Genomic DNA, 20,852 nt, shown 5'->3' on the forward strand with positions numbered 1-20,852 from the left:
CGACCAGCAGGAGGAACAGGGTGCTTCCTGGGGAGATTACCGTGGCATGCCCCCTTAACGGTAAGGCAGCTCCAACCAATGCAATTCCCCCCATGGTCAATAGGGAAAAGGCTACAACATACAAATAAACGCGATAAACATCGTAACGAATGCGCATGACTAACCTTTAATGTCCTGAGGGCTGAGCAAGCGTAGAATCTCGTCTGGAGAAACCAGCCCTTGATGCAATTTTTCACGCGCATCATCGGACAGCGAGGTCATACCTTGCTCCCTTGCCAGCGCCTCGAACCGCCAGGGGCTTAGACCCTGACCAATAGCCTCTCGCAAGACATCATTCATGAGCAGCACTTCATGAAGGCCAACTCGACCTTTGTAACCCTGATGACAGTGGCGACAGCCACGCCCACGAAAAAAACGCAATTGCGAATCGATAAACATTTCTTCAAAGCGCTCTGCCTGATCAGGAGAAAGCGAGACCTCTTCCCGACAGTGCGGGCAGACTTGCCTAGCCAAACGTAGGACGACAATGGCCTGCAAATTAGAAGCCAGTACATAAGGACTCCCTCCCATCTCAGCCAGGCGAGCCATGACAGCGGCGATGGAGTGCGCCCGTAGCGTTGAGAGCACCAAGTGACCGGAGAACGCCGCCTCAATAGCAGCTGCCGCGGTTTCTTCGGTACGGAGTTCTCCAAGTAAAATAATATCGGGGTTTTGCTGCAGTGTGGTTTGGAAAAGACTGGCAAAATCGGGCCCAGATCGCTTGTCCACTGTGGCCTGCCCCGCTAAGTCGGCGTGGTATTTCACGGGGTTATCTAAGGTGATGATGTGCTTCCTCGCGGAGGATGCATGATGCAACAGGGCATAAAGCATAGATAACTTGCCACTGTCGTTCGGCCCTGCTACCACAATAACCCCTTGAGGTTGATTGCTCGCGTGTAGCATACGCTTGATATTGCGCGACGACAGGCCCAGTTCATCGAGCGAGCGCGCGGTAGCCTGACGCTCAAGGATCTGAATAGCAACTTTCTCGCCATGGACAGTAGGCAGCAGGGTAATGTCGAGGTCGACGATGCGCATCGGCATTTTGACCGTAATACGCCCTTCTTGGGGGTGCCGACGCTGGGTGATATCAAGTTCGGCCATCATTTTGATCCGCGAAACGACGGACATCATCAGCGCCAGTGGAATTTGAATCTTGTCCTGCAACACCCCATCAATTCGATAACTCACCGCGACATGATGGGTACGCGGGTGAATATGGATTGCACTGGCCCCGAGGCGCAAGGCTTCAAGAATAATGGCATTGACCAGGCGAATAGCAGGGGGGTCCGTCGAGCTGCCTAATAGTTGCTCGAGGCTTTCAGGACTTTCCTTTTCGTCAAAAAAGAGCTCAATCCCCTCGTAAGGATCTTCTTCGCTACCGCCGAAGTCGGTCTGGCCGGCAGTTTGTAGCCCTGCTTCGTCAAGTGTTTCAGCAAGCTTGTCTTGAACCTGCCCAGTGCCGCACAGTAGAGGGCGAATATCGTAACCGGTCATTGTCCCCAGGGCTTCGATCAGCCCTGTATCCATAGGGTCGGCCATGGCCAAGTCAAGGCGCTTCCCCACTACTCGAAGCGGCAGAATCCACTGCTGAACGCATATCGCATGAGGGATAAGAGCCCACAGTGACGGGTCGATTTGGCATTCGCGCAGATCGATATCTTCGCATAGGCATTCATCTCGCAGGAAGGCATGCACTGCCTGAAGATCAACCCAGTCATGCTGAAGTAAGTGGCTCATGACTGGCGCGCTGTCAGCCTGCATTGCCTTATGGAGATGCTGTATCTGCCGGACGTTCAGGAGGCCTTTCCTATGTAGCACCATCGCCAGCCGGTTACGCTTGCCGACATCCAGGTTATTTAGCGGTGCCAGGTTGATGGTGGGCTGAGGACTCTCCTGCGCCAGTATGCGAGTACGGCGCCGCAGCTCGTACTGTTCCAGAGCCAGGGCAACGGTCAGGCGGAGATCATCGTCATCCCAGGGCTTGAGGTTGAAACGGTAGACTGCCCCTTCCTTCATCGAGCCCATCACCGCTTCAGTATTGGCATAACCAGTCAGCATGATGCGCAGCGTTTCAGGCCATTGCTTGCGTACATAGCGTAGCAACTCGCTGCCATTCATACCGGGCATTTTAAAGTCGCTAACGACTAACTCGACCGGAGCGCTTTCCAGCAACAACAATGCTTCCTTGGCGCTTTTGGCAAACAATAGCTCGTAATTCTCGCGTTGGAAAACGCGTCGCAACGCCGCCAGAATGCCCGGGTCATCGTCCACTAGCAGCAGCCGATATGGCCTTATCTTCGAGGCATGCAATGAGCTTTTTTCCTCTACAGCAGCATCGACAAACAAGGCGGTGTAACGCTTATCCACGGCTGTTCCTTAGTTCACTGGTATACGCAGGGTCACGCAAGTGCCGTCACCCAGCTGGCTGGCTATATGGACATCGCCTCGATGCGCCACGAGAACGTCTCTCGCCACACTCAGCCCCAGTCCGCTGCCTGCACCTACGTCTCGCGTAGTAAAAAACGGCTCGAAGGCACGCGTGAGTATGTCATCACACATACCACACCCATCATCCTCTACGAGCACTTCCAGGGTATTTTCCCGTACCCGGCTCACCACACGGATATGCCCTCCCCCATCAAGAGATTTGGTAGCGTTATCGAGCACGTTAAAAAATACCTGGGACAGTTTGGCTGGGTAGCCGGGGATCTCTGGCAACTCCCCCAACTCCAGGTTGATGGGCAATACCTGATGATGCTCTGCCTGGACAAGGCGACAGGCGGTTGTTATTAGCGCGTTGACATCGCAGACCGCAAAGTCGGCCTGGTCGATGTTGGAGAAAGTCTTGAGATCCGACACGATTCGGGCGATACGCTTTGTACCGCTCGACGATTCGTCGAGGAGAGCATGAAAGTCTTCAAGCAGCATGGCTGATTCCTGACTATCCGGCAGGCTCGCTTCAAGCTCGACGAGATAATCATTGGCTACACGCAGATTGCTGCCGATAAAGCCGATGGGTGTATTGATCTCATGGGCGATGCCAGCCGCCAATTGCCCGACCGCGCGTAAGCGGGCACTTTCGTAGAGCTCTTGCTGGGCCTTCTCTATAACCCGAACCTGCTCTTCAACTTGCTGTGTCAACCGCTGAGCTAGCTGCCTGTACCTTTCCTCTGAAGCCTGCACTGCGGCATGTTTCTGTTGTAGCTCAAGATAGCTGGCTTCAGTGGCATCGTGATGCAGATTTGCCGCCAAACGGTACTTGCCCGCATAGAAAAGCACCAACTCGTAAAGCCGCACGGCTGCCTGGTGCTGCTCCGTCGGAAGTTCTGACTGCAACCAGCCAAGGGTATCGAGGTTGAGCTCCAGTGGCTGTGATGCTCCGGCATCATGCGCGTTCAGTACAAAGGAAGCGCCGCTCAATTTGCCAAGCAATTTCAACAAGCGTGCCTGATGCGCGGGCGACAGTAAGTCATCCAACGTAAAGTCATCTTCATAGTTACGCATTGGAGGGACCGCCAGCAGCGCTCAGATTCTGAATGAATACCTGGGAATCGATGGCATGGTCACGTGCCAGAGCGAACTGGGCGTCTACAGCCGGGTACAGGCGGCCCAGTAATTGGCGAAAACTCTCTATAACACCTTCCCCATTGAGAGCACTTGCCAGGCTTAGTGGCGCCCATGGAGTCGATGACCACCGTCCCCGTATTTTATGCTCTTCTATTGCATCCAGCCGGTCGCGTTTGTTGAACTGCACTGTTAGGGGTAATTGCTCAATATCCATCCCTAATTTTTGAAGATTGCTCGCCAGATTATCAAAGGCAAAGGCGTTATTGTCTTGTTGACTAAGCTGCGAGTCGGCAACAAAGATAGCACCATCGGCGCGCGATAATACTGCCTTGCGCGTGCTGTCGTGCTGCACTTGACCAGGAACGGTATAAATCTTCAGACGTAAATCCAGCCCAGCTGTACTGCGCAGGCCAATGGGCAGCATATCGAAGAACAGAGTGCGATCATCCCGAGTATCCAGCACCATCACTTCACCCTTGCGTTGCGGTTTGAGCAGTGCGTGAAGCTGCAATAGATTCGTCGTTTTTCCACTTAACGCAGGGCCGTAATAGACGATTTTTAGAGTTAGCTTATTTGTGCTTTCGGAATATGTCGCCATACCTGTCACCCCCGGTCCACTAGGTAGGCGAACACAGAAAATCTATTCTGCGCTTGTCTCCAACTACAATGAGGGGGGTTCATTTGCATGGTCACCTGGGTCATCAAAATCATCTCTGTTGAAGCGTTTAGGTTTGAGGGGTACGTACGTAAAGGTTGTAGCTTGCTCCCTCAGTCGCTTCGAACTTGATCAATTTACCGATAAGCCATGCATCCAGCTCTTTGCCCTCGTTTAACATTAACGTGCCATTTTCTGCATAGAGGGGCTGCGCCATGATCATACCTGGCACTAGGCCAAGCGTACCTACCATCATTACCGTATCATCGGCGAGCGTAGCATCTAGATTCTGCTCGATACACAGATTGACGAATTGCTCACAAAGAGCCGGATCGTAGAATCGGCCAGCGAATTTCTTGAGCAGTTGCAGCGCCTCTTCACGCTCCAGCTTTCGCGTCAATACCATGCCCTGCTGGAGTTCAACCAAATCTACCGCTAATCTCAACAGACGAGCGCCAAACGGTATATCAGTCTCACGTAAATGTTCCGGGAAGCCACTGCCATTCCAGCGTTCCTGGTGGTGGCGTATCAACGTGGCCGCTTCGTGTAGGGGCTCTAGTGTCATCAGCAAGTTCTCGCCAAGCTCTGGATAGCGGCGATACTGCTCAAGGTCTTCCTTATAAAGCAGGTCCGAAGGGATCGTGAACAGGCTGTCTTTCCAGGTCATCTTACCGAGATTGTAAAGCGCGGCAGCCATGGCCAGATTTCGGCTCGTAGCGTCATCCAGCTCGTAATGCTGCGCAAATGCTTTGACCAATGCCACGACTCGGCCATTGGTCTGAAAATCGCGAGGTAGCCGCTGATTAATCAATGACGAGAATACTTCAGTAGCCGTAACATAACTGCGCTTGAGTTCGTCATAGGCAAGATCAAGCATATCGGCAACCTGCTGTAATTCCGCCGTTCTCGCCTTAACTCGATTCTCAAGCTCTGCATTCAGCTCCTGCAACTGCTGATTCTGGGACAGCGTAAGCCGCTCCAGCCGTTGGCGCTCCTGCTCTGCAAACTGGTAAGCAAGCGCCTGGCGAATAATCAGTCGAAGTTCATCATCATCCCAAGGCTTACTGATGTAGCGGTATATTTGTCCTTCGTTGATCGCCCGAATCGTTGTGCTTACATCGGCATAACCGGTGAGCAGAATGCGCAAACAATCCGGCCAGCGCTGCTGTATCTCGGCGAGTAGCGTCGCGCCATCCATGCCTGGCATACGAGCATCGCTAATCACGAGGGAAACGTGCTGTGCTTCCATCAAACTTAGAGCCTGTTCACCGCTGTTTGCCGTTAGCAGTGTATATGGCTCGCTCCTGAGCACCCGCCGCAGGCTTCTCAGAATATTTTCCTCATCATCCACTAGTAGCAATGTCATGCTGGCTTCAGCCGGGTCTTGATTAATCATCCGCTTATCTCTTAGCTGGCATCTAGTGCGTCCGGTTGCCGAACCGGCAACCAAACCCGAAAGCGCGTCCCGTTACTGACTTCGCTAAATACCTCGATCCGTCCATGATGCTTCTGAACGATACTGAAGGAGAGCGCTAACCCCAACCCTGTGCCTTTGCCTACTGGCTTAGTAGTGAAGAAAGGCTCGTAAATACGATTAAGGACTTCGGGCGCTATGCCTTTACCCGTGTCTTCCACTTCGAACCAGACCCACTCATTTTCGCAACCCGTACGCAAGGTGATACAGCCGAAGTCCTCAATGGCATGCGCGGCATTGACCAGCAAATTCATAATTATTTGATTGAGCTGTGAGGCAATACATTCCACTGGGGGAAGTTGCCCATACTCCTTGATCACTTCGGCTTTGTATTTGAGCTCGCTCTTCACTAGGTTAAGCGTGGTATCAAAGCCATGGTGTATATCCGCCAAGCGATATTCTTCTTCTTCGATGTGCGAAAAGTCTTTGAGCGCGGTGATGATTTTTATGACCCGTCCGAGACCATCCTCTGATTCAGCTATTAAACTCTCCACATCGCTGCGGATATACTCATATTCGAGGCCCTGCTTGAGCTGCTTCAGTTCTGCTGTGTTTTCTGCTTCATCTATGGCATCGATGATCAGCAACATGTCTTTCACGTAGCCAGCCAGCGCCTTGAGGTTAGAGGAAACATAGCCGATCGGATTATTGATCTCATGGGCGACTCCGGCGGCAAGCTGTCCTATCCCAGCCAGCTTTTCAGATTGGAGCAGCTGATTATTGGCTTGCTCCAATTTCTCGGCGAGCTTTTTTCGTTCGCTCTCTCGCTCTGCTAAAGAAACGGTCTCTGTTTCATACCGCTGATGGTCAGCGATTCGGTCAGCTTCACTAAAAAGCATGAGCGCGAAATACGGTGTATTTTCAGCGTCAAAGAAAGGAAACAGCAGCCAGCTCTGCCCTAGCGTGGTCTGTGCATTAGAAGATAAGCTGAAAGGTATCTGGGTCGATTCTGGGCTACCATCCTTTCCCACATTGACATGTCTGCCCTGACTGCGGGTCTGCTCGATCAGTTGATGGAGACATTCGGTATTCGCTTCAGGAAAAGAGTGGGTCAAAGGACGACCCATGGCCTGTTCCAGCGATTTGTCACTGCATCGATTGATAAAATCGTTCCAGTACTGCACGCATATATTTTGGTCTAATACAATCAGCCCTAGGCTGATGTGTTCGGCCATGGCGTCTATCAACGATGTTTGTAGCCCATCCAAGGAGCTCTCCCAGGGAGGTGCTGCTGATTTTGAGGATGGTAGTTGTTGCGTACACACGATTGATTTACCCGAAAACGAATAGTTGAGTGAGCGACTGCAATACGGCTTGATGCCAACGGAACCTCACAGGGCAACGGTTCAGTTAACAGTCACCGGGGCAATCCTTCTTGTCGGCCATGAGACTTCGTTAACCTTATCGGCAGCTAAGCCCTGTACTTGAATAAAGGGGCGCACTTTTGTGGATCGCTGCGTACTGCATATAAGAATAATGGCTTTTTCTGCTTTAAAACTGTTATTTATCAATGAGTTGAAATAAGAGCAAATACAAAAAAGCCTGCAGCTTTATTAACACTGCAGGCCTTAAGCTGAACTACTAAATATTTTGGATATAGGATAACTAACCGAGCCCCCATATTCTGGTCTTCACAAAACCGCTTAAGAATCCAGATAATGTGAGTCCTTATGATGCCCTAGACCACGACCACGGCCATGGCTGTCGTGGCCTCGGCCAAAGCCGCGTCCGTGGTTGTCATGGCGATTTCCTGGCCCATACTCAGTAATTTCTGCCATTGAACCAATCTCTACTAAAGCAGGTGGTTCATATACCTTACTCATTTCGGTTATTTTCATTCTGCGCTCCTTTTTAGTTTTTTTATTGCTTGGTCTGCACTAGGTGTCTATCCAAGACGCTGAGAGACAGTACCCGACACAAGGGCAATACAACAAGCATTATTATATTTACATTAAGTGACGCAAAATTACCATATGCGAAGAAATTTCTTCGCTAATTTCTATCGGCGCCTCCCATTGATTGAGTAACGCTAAGCTTGAGAGTCCGACCCTGCTAGCAAGTAGAATGGACATAAACAAGCGTCGGCAAAGAGCTGCGTGGCGACGACTGCATCCATTTAGATGACATGGAGCTACCCTAAAAACAGATCATCGCAAGCCTAATTTTTGTTAGCTGTGACATTTTCTATATCCGAGATATGTGCTTTTTCTACCTCATTTCATACTCCAAGTAGGTTTATTATAACCCAACTTATACCCTAATTTTAATGAGATGCATAACGACACTAAATACACATAGCAACAAAAAATATATAAAAAATTATAAATATACCCACTTATATTCTAGGATTTTTTGGATAGTAGCGTTCAGGCTGGCTTTCTAGATGGGTGAAATAGCGGGTGTCTTTATACGGCATCTTCATGTAGCCCGACACACCCAACCCCTCAATTTGGTTGACCGACGCAAGGATGCGGGCCAGCAGTGTCCGAAACTCCCTTTCCCTGGCGGGGTCGAGCAGGCGGTAATAGCTATGTATTTTGAGGTGCTGGGGTAATGCTTCAAAAATGATCATGCCGGTATGGTGGATATCATTCAGCTGCTGCAGTACCTGCATGATCGCCTCCGGCAGTGCTAACAGCTCTTCGGGATCGGGACCATCTTCAAAGTAACTATGCTGACGGGTGCGATCTTCCAGTTCCGGCACTGCACTCAGCTCGTAGCTAATCGCCATGCTTGGCTCGCTGACAAACGTCTCCTCGGCGGAAGCGCGCTCCAGATGAAGGGTTTGGCGGGCATTGAACAGGCAGCTCTTGAACACCCCCTGGCGGTGAATGGCGCGCGCCAGGTGCACCATATTATTCACCGCTTCAATAAAGGCGGGCTTCAGCGCCGGGTCATGAAGGTTGAGCGACGAGTCAATGTATACCCCTTCTCGCTCCCAGCGTACCGCCAACCCGCCTACCACTGGGTACTTACCTAACCGGCTGACCGACGCCAGGAAAGCTTTCTCGGTTTCCCCCATTCCCTGCATGAACTGTTTGTAATAACGGTCGAGCTGCACATCGTTGACGTCGTTAAGCGTTTCCTGCGCTGTCGCTTCACGCAGAAAGGCTTTGCGCGAGCTATACACCACGGTATCGATCTCCTGCCGGGCAGGACGTGCCCAAACCGGCACTAGCGGCACCTTTACAGATTCGGGGAGATCAATCATCACGACCCTGGCCATTCGCGCCATGTTGGCTAAAAAATAGTCGCCTGCTGTACGCCGAACCTGAGAGTCGGGGTCGAGCATACCATCCAGCGTGCGGGCAAATTCCATAGGCAAACCCAGCGAGCTGGCTGGAATGGCGCGATGCCCAAAACGACAGGATTGTGCCGAGGCCAGTGCGTACAAGGTGCCCGCAGTGCCCTGCTCATCAAAGCGCGGCGATGACAGCGCACCGTTCAACTGCTCTTCACCAATAAAATAAACATCGCCCAGGCGAGCATTGGTTTGCTGCAGATTATCCGACATTAGCTCCATCACATTAGCGCCCACAAACTGCAACTGGGCATCCAACTGGGCAAACACCGATGAGCCCCAGTCGATTAGCGCAATAGACTCTTGCTCGATGTCATACACCAAGTTAGAGGGCTTAATATCGCCATGCACGACGGGGCGCGCCTGAGGGCCGGACTCCCGGCGCAATGCGAGGAGGATATCGGCCAACTGCGCGGCAATACGCACAATCAAGCGTGGTGGGAGTCGCCCCTGCTTAAGCGATATCTGCTCTAAATTCCAGCCGGGTGCACGCTCCATCACCAGAATGGATTGTCCCCGGGAGCGCTGGTAGGCAATGAGGCCTGGAATGCGTGGATGAGATACCTGATCGAGCATAAACGCCTCTTCTTCGAGGCGCTCTTGCAAGTGCGTGGGGAGTGTAATGCGCGAGAACTTAAAGACATAATGGGCTGTAATGCCTTGGTGGACGGTGCTACCGGCAAATACAAAACCATAGGCGCCCTTACCAATTAACTCGATGCTCTGATAACCCAACTGGGTGAGCTGTGCCTGGCACAGCGCCACCCAGTCTTTGAGTTTACGGGCATCGTGATGGCTCAGCAGATATACCGACTGCTCTTCGGGTATATAAAACTGCTGAAGCGGTGCCTGTGACATAAATCGCCTTGGATTAACCTAGGTGAAGCAACATGGTCTCAGGGGCTTCCAAAAATCCTTTCCAGGCATTACAAAAACGCGCAATAGTACCACCGTCAATAAAGCGGTGATCACCTGCCCAAGTGATCGTCATGATCGCACGACGCTGTACCGCACCCTGCTCATCAAACCTCGGTAGCCACTGGGTTTTACCAATCGCTACGATCGCAGCTTCCGGTGCGTTGATGATGGGGGCGGCGTAGGTGCCGCCGAGCGCACCAATATTGGAAATACTGATGGTTCCGCCTTTGAGATCCGCTTGATCAACACGCCCTTCCCGTGCAGCCGTGGTTAATCGTCCAACTTCGCGGGCAATCTCCAACAGCGTCAGCCGCTCAACGCTTTTAACATTGGGTACCATTAGACCCGCTTTACTATCGACTGCCATACCAATGTTGCACTGAGGGTAATAGTGCAGTTCATCACCCGCCGCATTTAGCTGTGCGTTTACAATGGGTTCTTCGGCGACCGCTAATGCCATGGCTTTCATAAAAAACGGCATTAGCGTTATCCGCTCTCCCTGGGCTTCTGCCAACGGTTTTAAGCGTTCGCGCAAAGCCAGCAGCGCGGTTACGTCGACCTCTTCTCCATAGTGAAAATGAGGAATCGTGCTAGCCGCTTCGACCATTCGCTTGGCCATCACCGCGCGGATGCCGCGGAGTGGTTCTACCCGGGGAGCCTGCGTATCAGGCAATGATTGACTGGCTGGGGCCGCTGGTTGCGATGTTTGGTCCAGATGCGCCAGCACGTCTTCTTTCAGTACTCGGCCGTCTTTGCCACTGCCAGCAATATCCTTGAGCTGAAGAGAATGTTCACGGACTAAACGCCTCACGGCAGGGCTTGCCGGGATTTTGCCAAGTAAGCCACTCGTAGCAGCTTCCGGTGCCTGGGTTGATGCCTGAATTGATGCCTCTGCCTCGGATGAGTCTGTTTTCGATAAATCTGCGGGTAGCTCTACCGGCAGTTCAGCAGGTGTTGGTTCGCCTGCTTTTGTCTGGCTTTCATTCGCACTCGCCTGGCCCTCTCCATCAACTTGATAGGCATACAAAGGCGCATGTACTTTAGCAATCTGCCCCTGTGCAACGTAGAGTTTGGTCACCACCCCCGCTTCGGGTGCGGTTATCTCTACCAGCGCCTTGTCGGTCATGACTTCGACGATAGGCTGGTCTTCTTCAATTTGATCGCCTTCTGCGACGCGCCATTCGACGACTTCGCACTCAACAATACCTTCGCCGATATCAGGCAGTAAAAAATCGCTCATTGTTATTCTCCCCACGCATTCTTAGGCTATTTAAGCCATTAAAAATTAACGCTTTCGCGAATCGCTTCAAAAATCTTCAGGTGATCAGGTAGATACTCTTTTTCCAGCACCAGAGGAAAAGGCGTATCCAGCCCTGTCACCCGAGCAATGGGCGATTCCAGGTAGAGAAAACAACGCTCTTGAATGGTCGCGGCAATTTCACCTGCAAACCCACCGGTTAACGGTGCTTCATGGCTCACTACGAGGCGTCCTGTCTTCAGCACTGACTCAACGATTGTATCGGCATCCCAGGGAAGCAGTGAACGCAGGTCGATCACTTCACAAGCGATGCCTTGTTCTTCTGCTAACTCAACTGCTTTGCCGATGACTTCCATCTGCGCACCCCAGCCCACCACGGTAATGTCGGTGCCTTCCTTGGTGACTTCGGCCTCGCCAATGGGTAGCTGATAATCGTCTTCGGGGACCTCGCCTACCGCCGCGCGATAGAGACGTTTAGGTTCGAGGAAAAGCACGGGATCAGGGTCGCGAATAGCGGCAAGTAGCAGCCCTTTAGCCTGATAGGGATTGCGCGGCACCACCACTTTCAAACCGGGGGTATGGGTGAAATAGGCTTCCGGGGACTGTGAGTGATAGAGGCCGCCAGCGATACCGCCACCATAAGGGGTGCGAATGGTCAGCCCGCCCACATTGAACAGATCGCCCGAGCGGTAGCGGAACTTGGCCGTTTCGTTGACGATTTGGTCAAACGCGGGAAAGATGTAGTCGGCAAACTGAATTTCCGCGACGGGTACCGAGCCTTGGGCCGCCAGACCGTTGGCAAAGCCGATGATGCCCTGTTCGACCAGCGGCGTGTTGAAGCAGCGAGCCTTGCCGTACTTCTCCTGCAAATGGCTAGTTGCGCGGAAAACACCGCCGAAAATCCCCACATCCTCACCAAAGCAAATGACTTTTTCGTCTTCTGCCATAGCGATATCCAGCGCGTTATTGATCGCCTGGAGCATATTCATTGTGGCCATGTTATGCCTCTCCCTGCGAATCAGTGTCTGTGCCTACGTCTAAATCCAACGACTTTGCCCCTCGGGGATAAGCCTCTGGGTAGCGACGGATATGGCGTTTTAACTGGTCAAACTGACGCTGAAGCGCTGGTGTGATATCGGCATACACGTCGCTGATCAAGCTCTCAAGCGGAGGTGATGAACGCTTTTCGGCGCGCTTCAAGGTTTCAAGCACTTCACGACGCAGATTTTCTTGCTGAGTGGTTTCTTCCTCTTCACTCCACCACTGTTTCTTCAATAGCCATTTTTGTAGCCGCAGCAAGGGATCTTTGGCGCGCCATATCTCTTCTTCATCTTTTGAACGGTAGCCTGAGGGGTCATCAGAGGATGAGTGTGCGGCAAGGCGATAGCTCATGGCTTCAATCAATACGGGCTGGTTGCGCTCAACGGCGATTTTGCGGGCTTGACGGGTCGCTTCATAAACCGCCAGCACATCGTTGCCGTCCACGCGTATCACGTGCATGTGATAACCAAACGCCCGGGGGGCGATACCATCGGCGGCGAACTGCTCGACGGCAGGCGTGGAAATGGCATAGCCATTATTACGGCAGAAGAAAATCACCGGCACTTGATGTACCGAGGCCATGTTGAGCGCGGCGTGAAAGTCGCCTTCGGAAGCGGCGCCTTCACCAAAAAAGGTCAGCGTGCAGTGACCGTTACCAGCCAGTTTCTGCCCATAGGCGTAGCCCGTCGCCTGGGGAATCTGAGTGGCCAGAGGGGACGAGATGGTCATATAGTGAAGTTTGCGCGAACCATAGTGGATCGGCATTTGCCGACCTTTTCCGTAGTCCAACTCATTCCCAAATAGCTGGTTCATGAACTCATCAATTGAGAAACCGCGATACATCAAGGCACCCTGCTCACGGTACTGGGCCATGATCATATCGGCATCATCAAGCGCGGCGGTAGCGCCTACCACAGCTGCTTCCTCACCCGTACACTGCATATAGAAACTAAGCCGCCCCTGACGCTGGGCAGCCATCATTCGTTCATCCAGGATGCGCGTAGCCAACATGGCTTGGTAGATACGCCGGGCATGATCACGCTCAAGTGCTGGTTCGGTGGCGCCGCTATGTAGCTCGCCTTCCGGGTTGAGCAGGCTAAAGGTAGGAATTGAAAATTCGTCGCCGGTCATGAAGTCCGGCTGATATACATACTGTGTCATCATTATTGTCCTTGTTTTACCCCTTTTGAGGGCAGTGTTGTTGGTATTGACCGTTTATGCCAGTGGATTTATCTGTCATAAGCCAACACAACACCTAGCTACCACAACGCTTAGGACAATAACGCAACACAAGAACTTTAGGGATACAACTTAAGGCGCAGAGGTTAAGGGAAAGAGGTTAAGGGAAAGAGGTTAAGGCAAAGTGAGTTATGCCGCAGAAAGACGGGCACGTAATTGGCGCTGCAACAATTCAAACAGGCTGTCGACCGTCAAGGCCAACAATGCAATGGTCAATGCGCCCTGTACCACATAGGCCATGTTTCCGTTCACAATGCCGGAAATAATGGGATCGCCCAGATTACTAGCCCCCACGGTAGCCCCAAGGGCCGCGGTAGCAATATTAATGGTCACTGAGGTGCGTATACCCGCCAATATTACCGGAGCCGCCAGCGGGAGTTCGACCTGACGCAACACTTGCGCCGAGGTCATACCCATGGCATGTGCTGCTGTTTTAATGTCGTTCTCCACTTCCTGCAGACCGGTAAGCGTGTTGCGCACGATCGGCAGTAACCCATAAAGTATCAGGGCGACAATAATTGGCAAGGTGCCAAATCCCAATACGGGTACCGCCAACGCCAGTACGGCCACTGGTGGAAAAGTTTGCCCAAGTGAGGCCAACTGGCCGACCAAGGGTAAAAAATCACTGCCACGCTCGCGTGTAACGGCGATGCCTGCTAATACGCCAACGCTAATAGTCACGACCGCTGCTATTCCTACCACCAGCAGATGTCGCCCGAGCAGCACATAAAAATCAGCTCGGTCATAAACCACTTGACGGGAATCGGGCTCTATCCACCGAAATAACGGCTCGGCTACGGACATTCCTACGACACTGACCAGCAACAATCCTCCCCATATTAGCGGCCAGAGCCAAAAAGCAGCTTTTTGTTGTAGCGGCGCAATACTGAATGAATTATTCATGCGCGCTTCCTTTGTCCAGTTGAGCCTCCTTGATAAGCCTACGCAGCGAAAGCTCACCAATAGGCACGTCATGCTGGTCTACTACAGTAAGCCTATCGCTGTGATCACGCAGCATCATGGACAACGCTTGGCGTAACGTAAAAACCGCCGGTATACGTGAATGGGCGGGCAAGGTAGGACCCAATGAGGTCATATGATCTTTAACGCGCGTTAATGCCGCCTGCTTGAGACCCCGCTCGAGCCCTCCCAACATTGACTCAACAAACGCGTCGGCAGGCTGTTGCAATAACGCCAGCGGAGAACCTTGTTGCACGATTCGCCCTTCCCGCATGACCACGAGGTGGTCCGCCAACTTTAGGGCTTCGTCCATATCGTGAGTGACAAATACCACGGTCTTGTGCAGCCGCGCCTGAAGTTTGGCCAACTCATCTTGAAGCTTTTCACGGGTAATAGGATCGAGAGCGCCAAAGGGCTCGTCCATCAACATAATGTCGGGGTCTGCCGCGAGTGCACGCGCTACGCCTACCCGTTGTGCCTGGCCACCGGAAAGCTGGTGAGGATATTTGTGCGCGAATTCACCTACGGGCAAACCGAGTAAAGCCATCAACTCTTCTACCCGCGCTTGAACATCCGCCGCTGACCATTTCAATAACCGTGGCACTAAGCCGATATTGCGCGCCACGTTCCAGTGAGGAAACAGCCCAGTGTGTTGAATCACATAGCCAATCCGACGGCGTAGCTTCACTGGGTCATACGCGTCAATCGCCTGCCCATCAAGAATGATGTCACCTTCGCTGTGCTCAATTAAGCGGTTGATCATGCGCAGCGTGGTCGATTTCCCGCAGCCAGAGGTACCCACTAGCGCACAGAATTTTCCTTTCGGCACTCGCAGCGAAATATCATTCACCGCGTTATCATCACCAAATCGCTTAGATACATGTGAAAGCTCAATCATCTTGTTCCTTCGGGTCGCAGCGCTTCAGCTAGGGCACCTAAGCCCGCATCAACCACCAGAGCCAGCATTAAAATAGGCAACGCACCGAGCAAGACCATATCCATAGCCGCCTGGCCTAAGCCTTGAAAAATAAAGGTTCCCAACCCGCCCGCGCCAATCAAAGCGGCAACCGCGGTGAGCCCAATGGCCTGAACAGTTGTAATTCGCACCCCTTCCAACAGCACCGGCAGTGCCAGCGGTAGTCGCACCTGCCAAAAACGCTGACCGGCGCGCATCCCCATGCCTTTGGCGGCTTCTAAAGTGTCAGGGCTGACTTCTTCAAGCGCGATATAGGTATTGCGCACCATGGGTAGCAGGCTATAGGCGATTAGGGCGATCAAGGCAGGCGTTGTGCCGATCCCGCTAACCCCAAGCTGATCTAAGAAAGGCACATTCTCAGCAAGCCAAGCTAGCGGCGCCAGCAGCAGACCAAAGAGCGCTAGGCTGGGTATGGTCTGAAGAAAATTGAGCACCGAGAATGCGGCCTTCTGCAGCCGTGCATAGCGTCGCATTAACATCGCCAGTACCAAACCTAATAACACACTGCTACTGACGGCGATTCCTACCAGCGCCATGTGTTGGCCGATAGCGCGAAGAAACTGTTGATCGCGCGCTATGAACTCTTGAACCAGGGCAAGACTATCGAGCCAAAACGCTGCACAAAGCCACCACACCAGCGCCACGCCACATAACAGCAGTGTGGGCCAGAGGCGTGAAAGGTGTAACCGCAAGCGTATTTCTATTAAGCACAACAGAAGTACAAATAGCACCACCCAATACGCTGCACCCAAGCCTAAACGTGCCTGGGGAAGCTCAGGATCAATCAGTAAATAACTACTCGCTATCAAGCCGACAGGCATGAGTGCCATTAACAGCAGTACCGCCGCTAATAACGCACGGTAGTGACGTATGCTCGGCTGCCACGCGAGAATAGCAATAGAGGAGAGTAATAAGGTGGCTAACAACGCGCCGGGCCAGCCAAAGGCTTCTAGCGCACCATAGCCTGTCCCTAATACAATCCGGTTAGGCGCCATACTAACCACGTCAAAGGCCCAGAACGTGATTAGCATGATAAGGCTAAGGCTTAGTAGCACAATATTAGGGTGCCGTCCCTCCCAACGAAGCCGTGGGGTGGGCAGTGCATCCATTAACGACATTAATTAATTATCCCAGGCAGCATTGGCTATTAAGAGCAACAACCATTAATTATTAAGTGAATCGAGGTAGTCGCTAACCACTTGCGTCGGGGACAGTCCATTCACGGCAACATCTGCATTAAGCGTTTGCAGGGTGACCTCGTCGAGGGTGGCAAAGACGTCGTTGAGCAGTGTTTCGATATCAGGATAGGCTTCCAATACGCTTTCACGCACCACAGGAGCTGGCTGGTAAACAGGCTGAACACCTTTAGAATCTTCCAAGACAACCAGCCCCAATGCGCTTAACCCACCATCAGTGCCGTAGGTCATGGCGGCGTTTACACCGCTCGTTTGCTGGGCAGCAGCCCGCATAGTGGCGGCGGTATTGCCGCCGGAGAGCACCAGTAGCTGATCATCGCTCAGTTCAAAGCCGTAGGCTTCCTGGAAAGCAGGTAGTGCCTGCGCTGATTCGACAAACTCAGCACTCGCTGCGAATTTGAACTCTCCGCCATCAGCCAAATAGGCAGCGAGATCTTCCAAACTGACTAACTCATGCTCTTCAGCAACATCTTCTCGAATACTCATTGCCCAGGTGTTATTGGCGCTAGCGGGTTCCAGCCAGATTAAGCCTTGTTCTGCATCACGTTCACGTACGGTGGCATAGGCTTTCTCTGCATCGTTCCAAACCGGGCTATCGGTCATATCAAAAAAGAACGCACCATTGCCCGTATATTCCGGGTACACATCAATCTCGCCAGCTTCCAAGGCTGAGCGAACGACGCTGGTGCCACCCAGCTGTAAACGATTTTCGGTTGGAATGTCGTGGCGTTCCAGGGTTTGAATGATTAGTTCACCTAATACCGAACCTTCCGTGTCGATCTTAGAGGACACCACGACCGGCTCATTGGCACTGGCCTGGGAAAGGGAAATAGCGGAAACGGCACAGGCAGCAATTAACGACTTAGCAATGTTAGAATTAGCTGAAAAGCGCATCTTTGAATTCCTTTTGAAGTGGGCTTTTTAACAGAGGCTCTTAAGCAGTATAAGAGCCATGAGCGTTTAAGTCAGAACCTGCAGCGTTTAAGGTGTTTCCAATATCCAGGAAGTGCCTTCTCGTGAGTCTTTAAGAATAATCCCTAGCGCCGCAAGCTCATCGCGAATGGCATCCGCTTGGGCAAACTGTTTATTTGCTTTGGCTTGCTGGCGCTGTGCGATTTTAGCTTCTATTTCGCTTTCGCTAAGCGGCGCTCCCTGTTGCTGCGTGCCTTTTAGGAACGCTTGCGGTGCTTGCTGCAGCAGCCCTAAAATTGCCCCTAGCTGCTTGAGTTCCCCCCCAAGCCTAGCGGCTTCGCCTGGCTGCTCTTGTTTGGCGCGGTTGAGCTCACGGGCCAACTCAAACATCAACGCCAACGCTTCAGGCGTGTTGAAATCATCGTCCATGACCTGAGTAAAGCGCTCAAGGTAGGCCGAAACACCACTATCGGTGGTTGGGGTATCCAGCTCAACCCCTTCTAAAGCCGTATACAAGCGCACTAGTGATTTACGCGCTTCGGTCAGTGAATCGAGCGAATAGTTGATCGGGCTACGGTAATGGCTTGCCACCAACAGAAAACGCACGACTTCAGGGTCGTGTTCGGCCAGCACATCGCGAATGGTGAAAAAATTGCCCAGCGATTTGGACATCTTCTCCTTGTTCACCCGCACTGCCCCGGCATGCATCCAGGTGTTGACGTAGGTCTTGCCCGTAGCCGCCTCGCTTTGTGCGATTTCATTTTCATGGTGCGGAAAGGTTAAATCAGGTCCGCCCCCATGAATATCGAAGGTGTCACCCAGGCAGCAGGTCGACATCGCCGAGCACTCAATGTGCCAGCCAGGCCTGCCGTTTCCCCAAGGTGACGCCCAATGCGCCTCACCCGGCTTAGCAGCTTTCCAAAGTACAAAATCGAGTGGGTCTTCTTTATGAATATCCACATCAACTCGTGCGCCCGAGCGCATATCGTCTAGTTGCCGATTATTGAGCTTCCCGTAATCGGCAAATTTACGTACGCGATAGTAGACATCGCCGTTATCTGCTGCGTAGGCAAAGTCTTTTGCAATCAGCGTTTCAATCATCGCCACAATATCGTCGATATGGCCCGTAGCGCGGGGCTCGTGACTGGGTGGCAAAACAAACAGACGCCGCTCGTCTTCGTGCATGGCGTCAATCATGCGTTCGGTCAGTGCGGTGATGCTTTCGCCATTTTCGTCGGCGCGCTTGAGAATCTTGTCGTCAATATCGGTGATATTGCGTACGTAGTTCACGTCGTAACCACGTTCTCGCAAATAGCGTGTAATAACGTCAAAAGCGACCATTACGCGGGCGTGTCCCAGGTGGCAATAGTCATACACCGTCATGCCGCAGACATACATGCTCACTTTTCCCGCTTCAAGCGGGGTGAAAGGCTCTTTGCGACGCGTCAGCGTATTGTAAATATGCACTTGGCTACTCATATTTTTCCTAGCCCTTCTGCTTGATTTTTGCCCAGCTATCTTTCAATCCCACGGTACGGTTAAACACCAAGTGCTCCGGCGTAGAATCGTGACGATCAGCGCAGAAGTAGCCGACGCGCTCGAATTGGAAGCGTGACTCGGGCGCCGCTGAGGCAAGGCTCGGCTCACCAATTGCCTGGCAAACCACCAACGATTCTGGGTTCAAGTGCTCCAGGAAATCGACATCTTTGTCACGATCGGGCTGCTCAACGGTAAACAGATTATCGTAAAGACGTACTTCCATCGGTACGCCATGGGCCGCACTGACCCAATGAATGACACCTTTGACTTTACGCCCTACGGGGTTTTTACCCAGCGTATCGAAATCGACCGAGCAATGCAGTTCGCTGATCTCTCCAGCGGCGTCTTTAATGACCTCGTCACAGCGAATCACATAACTATTACGCAGGCGTACTTCTTTGCCCGGCGCCAGGCGGAAGAACTTCTTAGGCGCATCTTCCATAAAGTCGTCTTGATCGATATAAAGCTCGCGGGTGAAAGGCACCTTGCGCACCGTCATATCTTCACGTGCTGGATGGCCGGGCACGTCATAAGTCTCTTCGTGGCCTTCCGGCACGTTGGTAAGTACGACTTTGAGCGGCTTTAGCACACACATGGCACGCGGGGCATTGTCTTCTAGATCCGAACGAATCGCGTGGGTCAACATGGCGATATCGACCAAACCACCGTCAGCCCGGGTGACACCAATCATTTCGCAGAATTTACGAATAGACGCCGGCGTGTAGCCGCGGCGACGCATGCCGGAAATCGTCGGCATCCGCGGGTCGTCCCAGCCATCGACAATTTGCTCATCCACCAACAGCTTCAGTTTACGCTTGGAAGTTAGGGTGTAGTCGAGATTGAGCCGTGCAAACTCGATTTGTCGCGGTTTCGCAGGCACAGGAAGGTTATTTAAAAACCACTCATAGAGCGGCCGGTGATCTTCAAACTCCAGGGTGCAGATCGAATGCGTAACACCTTCAATGGCATCCGATTGACCGTGGGTGAAATCGTACGAAGGGTAGATTTTCCACTTATCGCCCGTTTGGTGATGGCTTGCGTGGCGAATGCGATAAAGGATTGGATCGCGCAAGTTGATGTTGGGTGAGGCCATATCAATTTTAGCGCGCACGACTTTTTCACTTTCGCCGAATTCACCATTTCGCATACGAGCTAGTAGATCCAGGTTCTCTTCGGCGCTGCGATCCCGATAGGGGCTGGGTGTACCCGGTGCGGTAAGAGTGCCGCGATACTCACGAATCTCATCCGGCGAAAGGTCATCGACGTAGGCTTTACCTTCCTGCATCAAGTGCTGCGCCCAGGTATAAAGCTGGTCGAAGTAGTCAGAGGCAAAACGCACAGGGCCTGCCCATTTAAAGCCTAACCAAGTGACATCTTCTTTGATGGCATCAATATAGGCCTGCTCTTCTTTAGCCGGGTTGGTATCATCAAACCGTAGATGACATTCGCCACCCAATTGCTCCGCCAACCCGAAATTTAGACAGATCGACTTCGCATGGCCGATATGTAAAAAGCCATTGGGCTCCGGGGGGAAGCGCGTCACGATCTTAGTGACCTGGCCGCCCTCGATTTCGTCGCGTACTTGGTTGCGAATGAAGTTCGGCGCTGGGGTGGTCTCGTTGGTCATGGTGGTGTTGATAACCTCGTGGTGGATGGCGTACTGAGCCGTGTGGACATAGGATAACCCTATAGCCCTTCGCGGTGCAGGGCAAAACAGCTATTATAACGTGACGCCGATGCACAGCGCCAAGGCGATCGCCTTTATTGAACAGGA

Annotated in this window: 16 protein-coding genes; all 16 read right to left on the minus strand. The window is 52.4% G+C overall.

From position 1 onward, the window contains the following. Window positions 1–159: 159 nt before the first annotated feature. The 16 genes from ACUVOF_RS10610 to ACUVOF_RS10685 all read right to left on the minus strand — a co-directional run bounded on the left by ACUVOF_RS10610 (window position 160) and on the right by ACUVOF_RS10685 (window position 20,705). A complete protein-coding gene (locus tag ACUVOF_RS10610) occupies window positions 160–2,409 on the minus strand; it encodes an ATPase, T2SS/T4P/T4SS family (protein ID WP_447044320.1) in 2,250 nt (749 codons plus the stop codon). 9 nt (window positions 2,410–2,418) lie between these two features. Further along, window positions 2,419–3,546, minus strand: coding sequence for a sensor histidine kinase (locus ACUVOF_RS10615; protein WP_447044321.1), 1,128 nt, complete (start codon window positions 3,544–3,546; stop codon window positions 2,419–2,421). Then, the gene (locus tag ACUVOF_RS10620; protein WP_447044322.1) at window positions 3,539–4,207 is read right to left on the minus strand and encodes a GTP-binding protein; all 669 of its coding nucleotides are present in this window, start codon (window positions 4,205–4,207) and stop codon (window positions 3,539–3,541) included. Before ACUVOF_RS10620 ends, ACUVOF_RS10615 begins: the two co-directional genes overlap by 8 nt. A gap of 127 nt (window positions 4,208–4,334) precedes the next feature. Next, window positions 4,335–5,660, minus strand: coding sequence for an HD domain-containing phosphohydrolase (locus ACUVOF_RS10625; RefSeq protein ID WP_447044323.1), 1,326 nt, complete (start codon window positions 5,658–5,660; stop codon window positions 4,335–4,337). Window positions 5,661–5,671: 11 nt separating this feature from the next. Beyond that, the gene (locus ACUVOF_RS10630) at window positions 5,672–6,946 is read right to left on the minus strand and encodes an ATP-binding protein (protein ID WP_447044324.1); all 1,275 of its coding nucleotides are present in this window, start codon (window positions 6,944–6,946) and stop codon (window positions 5,672–5,674) included. 435 nt (window positions 6,947–7,381) lie between these two features. Continuing rightward, window positions 7,382–7,576 (minus strand): lasso RiPP family leader peptide-containing protein, encoded by a 195-nt coding sequence (locus ACUVOF_RS10635; RefSeq protein WP_447044325.1) that lies wholly within the window; start codon window positions 7,574–7,576, stop codon window positions 7,382–7,384. 497 nt (window positions 7,577–8,073) lie between these two features. Next, on the minus strand, window positions 8,074–9,897 hold the full coding sequence (locus ACUVOF_RS10640; protein ID WP_447044326.1) for a protein kinase domain-containing protein: 1,824 nt from the start codon (window positions 9,895–9,897) through the stop codon (window positions 8,074–8,076). A gap of 13 nt (window positions 9,898–9,910) precedes the next feature. Beyond that, complete coding sequence (locus ACUVOF_RS10645) at window positions 9,911–11,197, minus strand: 2-oxo acid dehydrogenase subunit E2 (protein WP_447044327.1); 1,287 nt, start codon at window positions 11,195–11,197, stop codon at window positions 9,911–9,913. Between the two features lie 38 nt (window positions 11,198–11,235). Continuing rightward, window positions 11,236–12,213, minus strand: coding sequence for an alpha-ketoacid dehydrogenase subunit beta (locus ACUVOF_RS10650; protein WP_447044328.1), 978 nt, complete (start codon window positions 12,211–12,213; stop codon window positions 11,236–11,238). A 1-nt stretch (window position 12,214) separates the two neighbouring features. Then, a complete protein-coding gene (locus ACUVOF_RS10655; RefSeq protein WP_447044329.1) occupies window positions 12,215–13,417 on the minus strand; it encodes a thiamine pyrophosphate-dependent dehydrogenase E1 component subunit alpha in 1,203 nt (400 codons plus the stop codon). 207 nt (window positions 13,418–13,624) lie between these two features. Beyond that, complete coding sequence (locus tag ACUVOF_RS10660) at window positions 13,625–14,398, minus strand: ABC transporter permease (protein ID WP_447044330.1); 774 nt, start codon at window positions 14,396–14,398, stop codon at window positions 13,625–13,627. Continuing rightward, a complete protein-coding gene (locus ACUVOF_RS10665) occupies window positions 14,391–15,353 on the minus strand; it encodes an ABC transporter ATP-binding protein (RefSeq protein WP_447044331.1) in 963 nt (320 codons plus the stop codon). Before ACUVOF_RS10665 ends, ACUVOF_RS10660 begins: the two co-directional genes overlap by 8 nt. Next, window positions 15,350–16,549: an ABC transporter permease gene (locus tag ACUVOF_RS10670; protein ID WP_447044332.1), complete on the minus strand. Its 1,200-nt coding sequence runs from the start codon at window positions 16,547–16,549 to the stop codon at window positions 15,350–15,352. The genes ACUVOF_RS10665 and ACUVOF_RS10670 overlap by 4 nt, the downstream gene beginning before the upstream one ends. A 45-nt stretch (window positions 16,550–16,594) precedes the next feature. Next, complete coding sequence (osmF, locus tag ACUVOF_RS10675) at window positions 16,595–17,521, minus strand: glycine betaine ABC transporter substrate-binding protein OsmF (protein WP_447044333.1); 927 nt, start codon at window positions 17,519–17,521, stop codon at window positions 16,595–16,597. An 87-nt stretch (window positions 17,522–17,608) separates the two neighbouring features. Then, window positions 17,609–19,018 (minus strand): cysteine--tRNA ligase, encoded by a 1,410-nt coding sequence (gene cysS / locus ACUVOF_RS10680; RefSeq protein ID WP_447044334.1) that lies wholly within the window; start codon window positions 19,016–19,018, stop codon window positions 17,609–17,611. Between the two features lie 7 nt (window positions 19,019–19,025). Next, window positions 19,026–20,705: a glutamine--tRNA ligase/YqeY domain fusion protein gene (locus ACUVOF_RS10685; protein WP_447044335.1), complete on the minus strand. Its 1,680-nt coding sequence runs from the start codon at window positions 20,703–20,705 to the stop codon at window positions 19,026–19,028. Window positions 20,706–20,852: the final 147 nt, after the last annotated feature.

This window comes from Vreelandella sp. H-I2, from assembly GCF_052959335.1.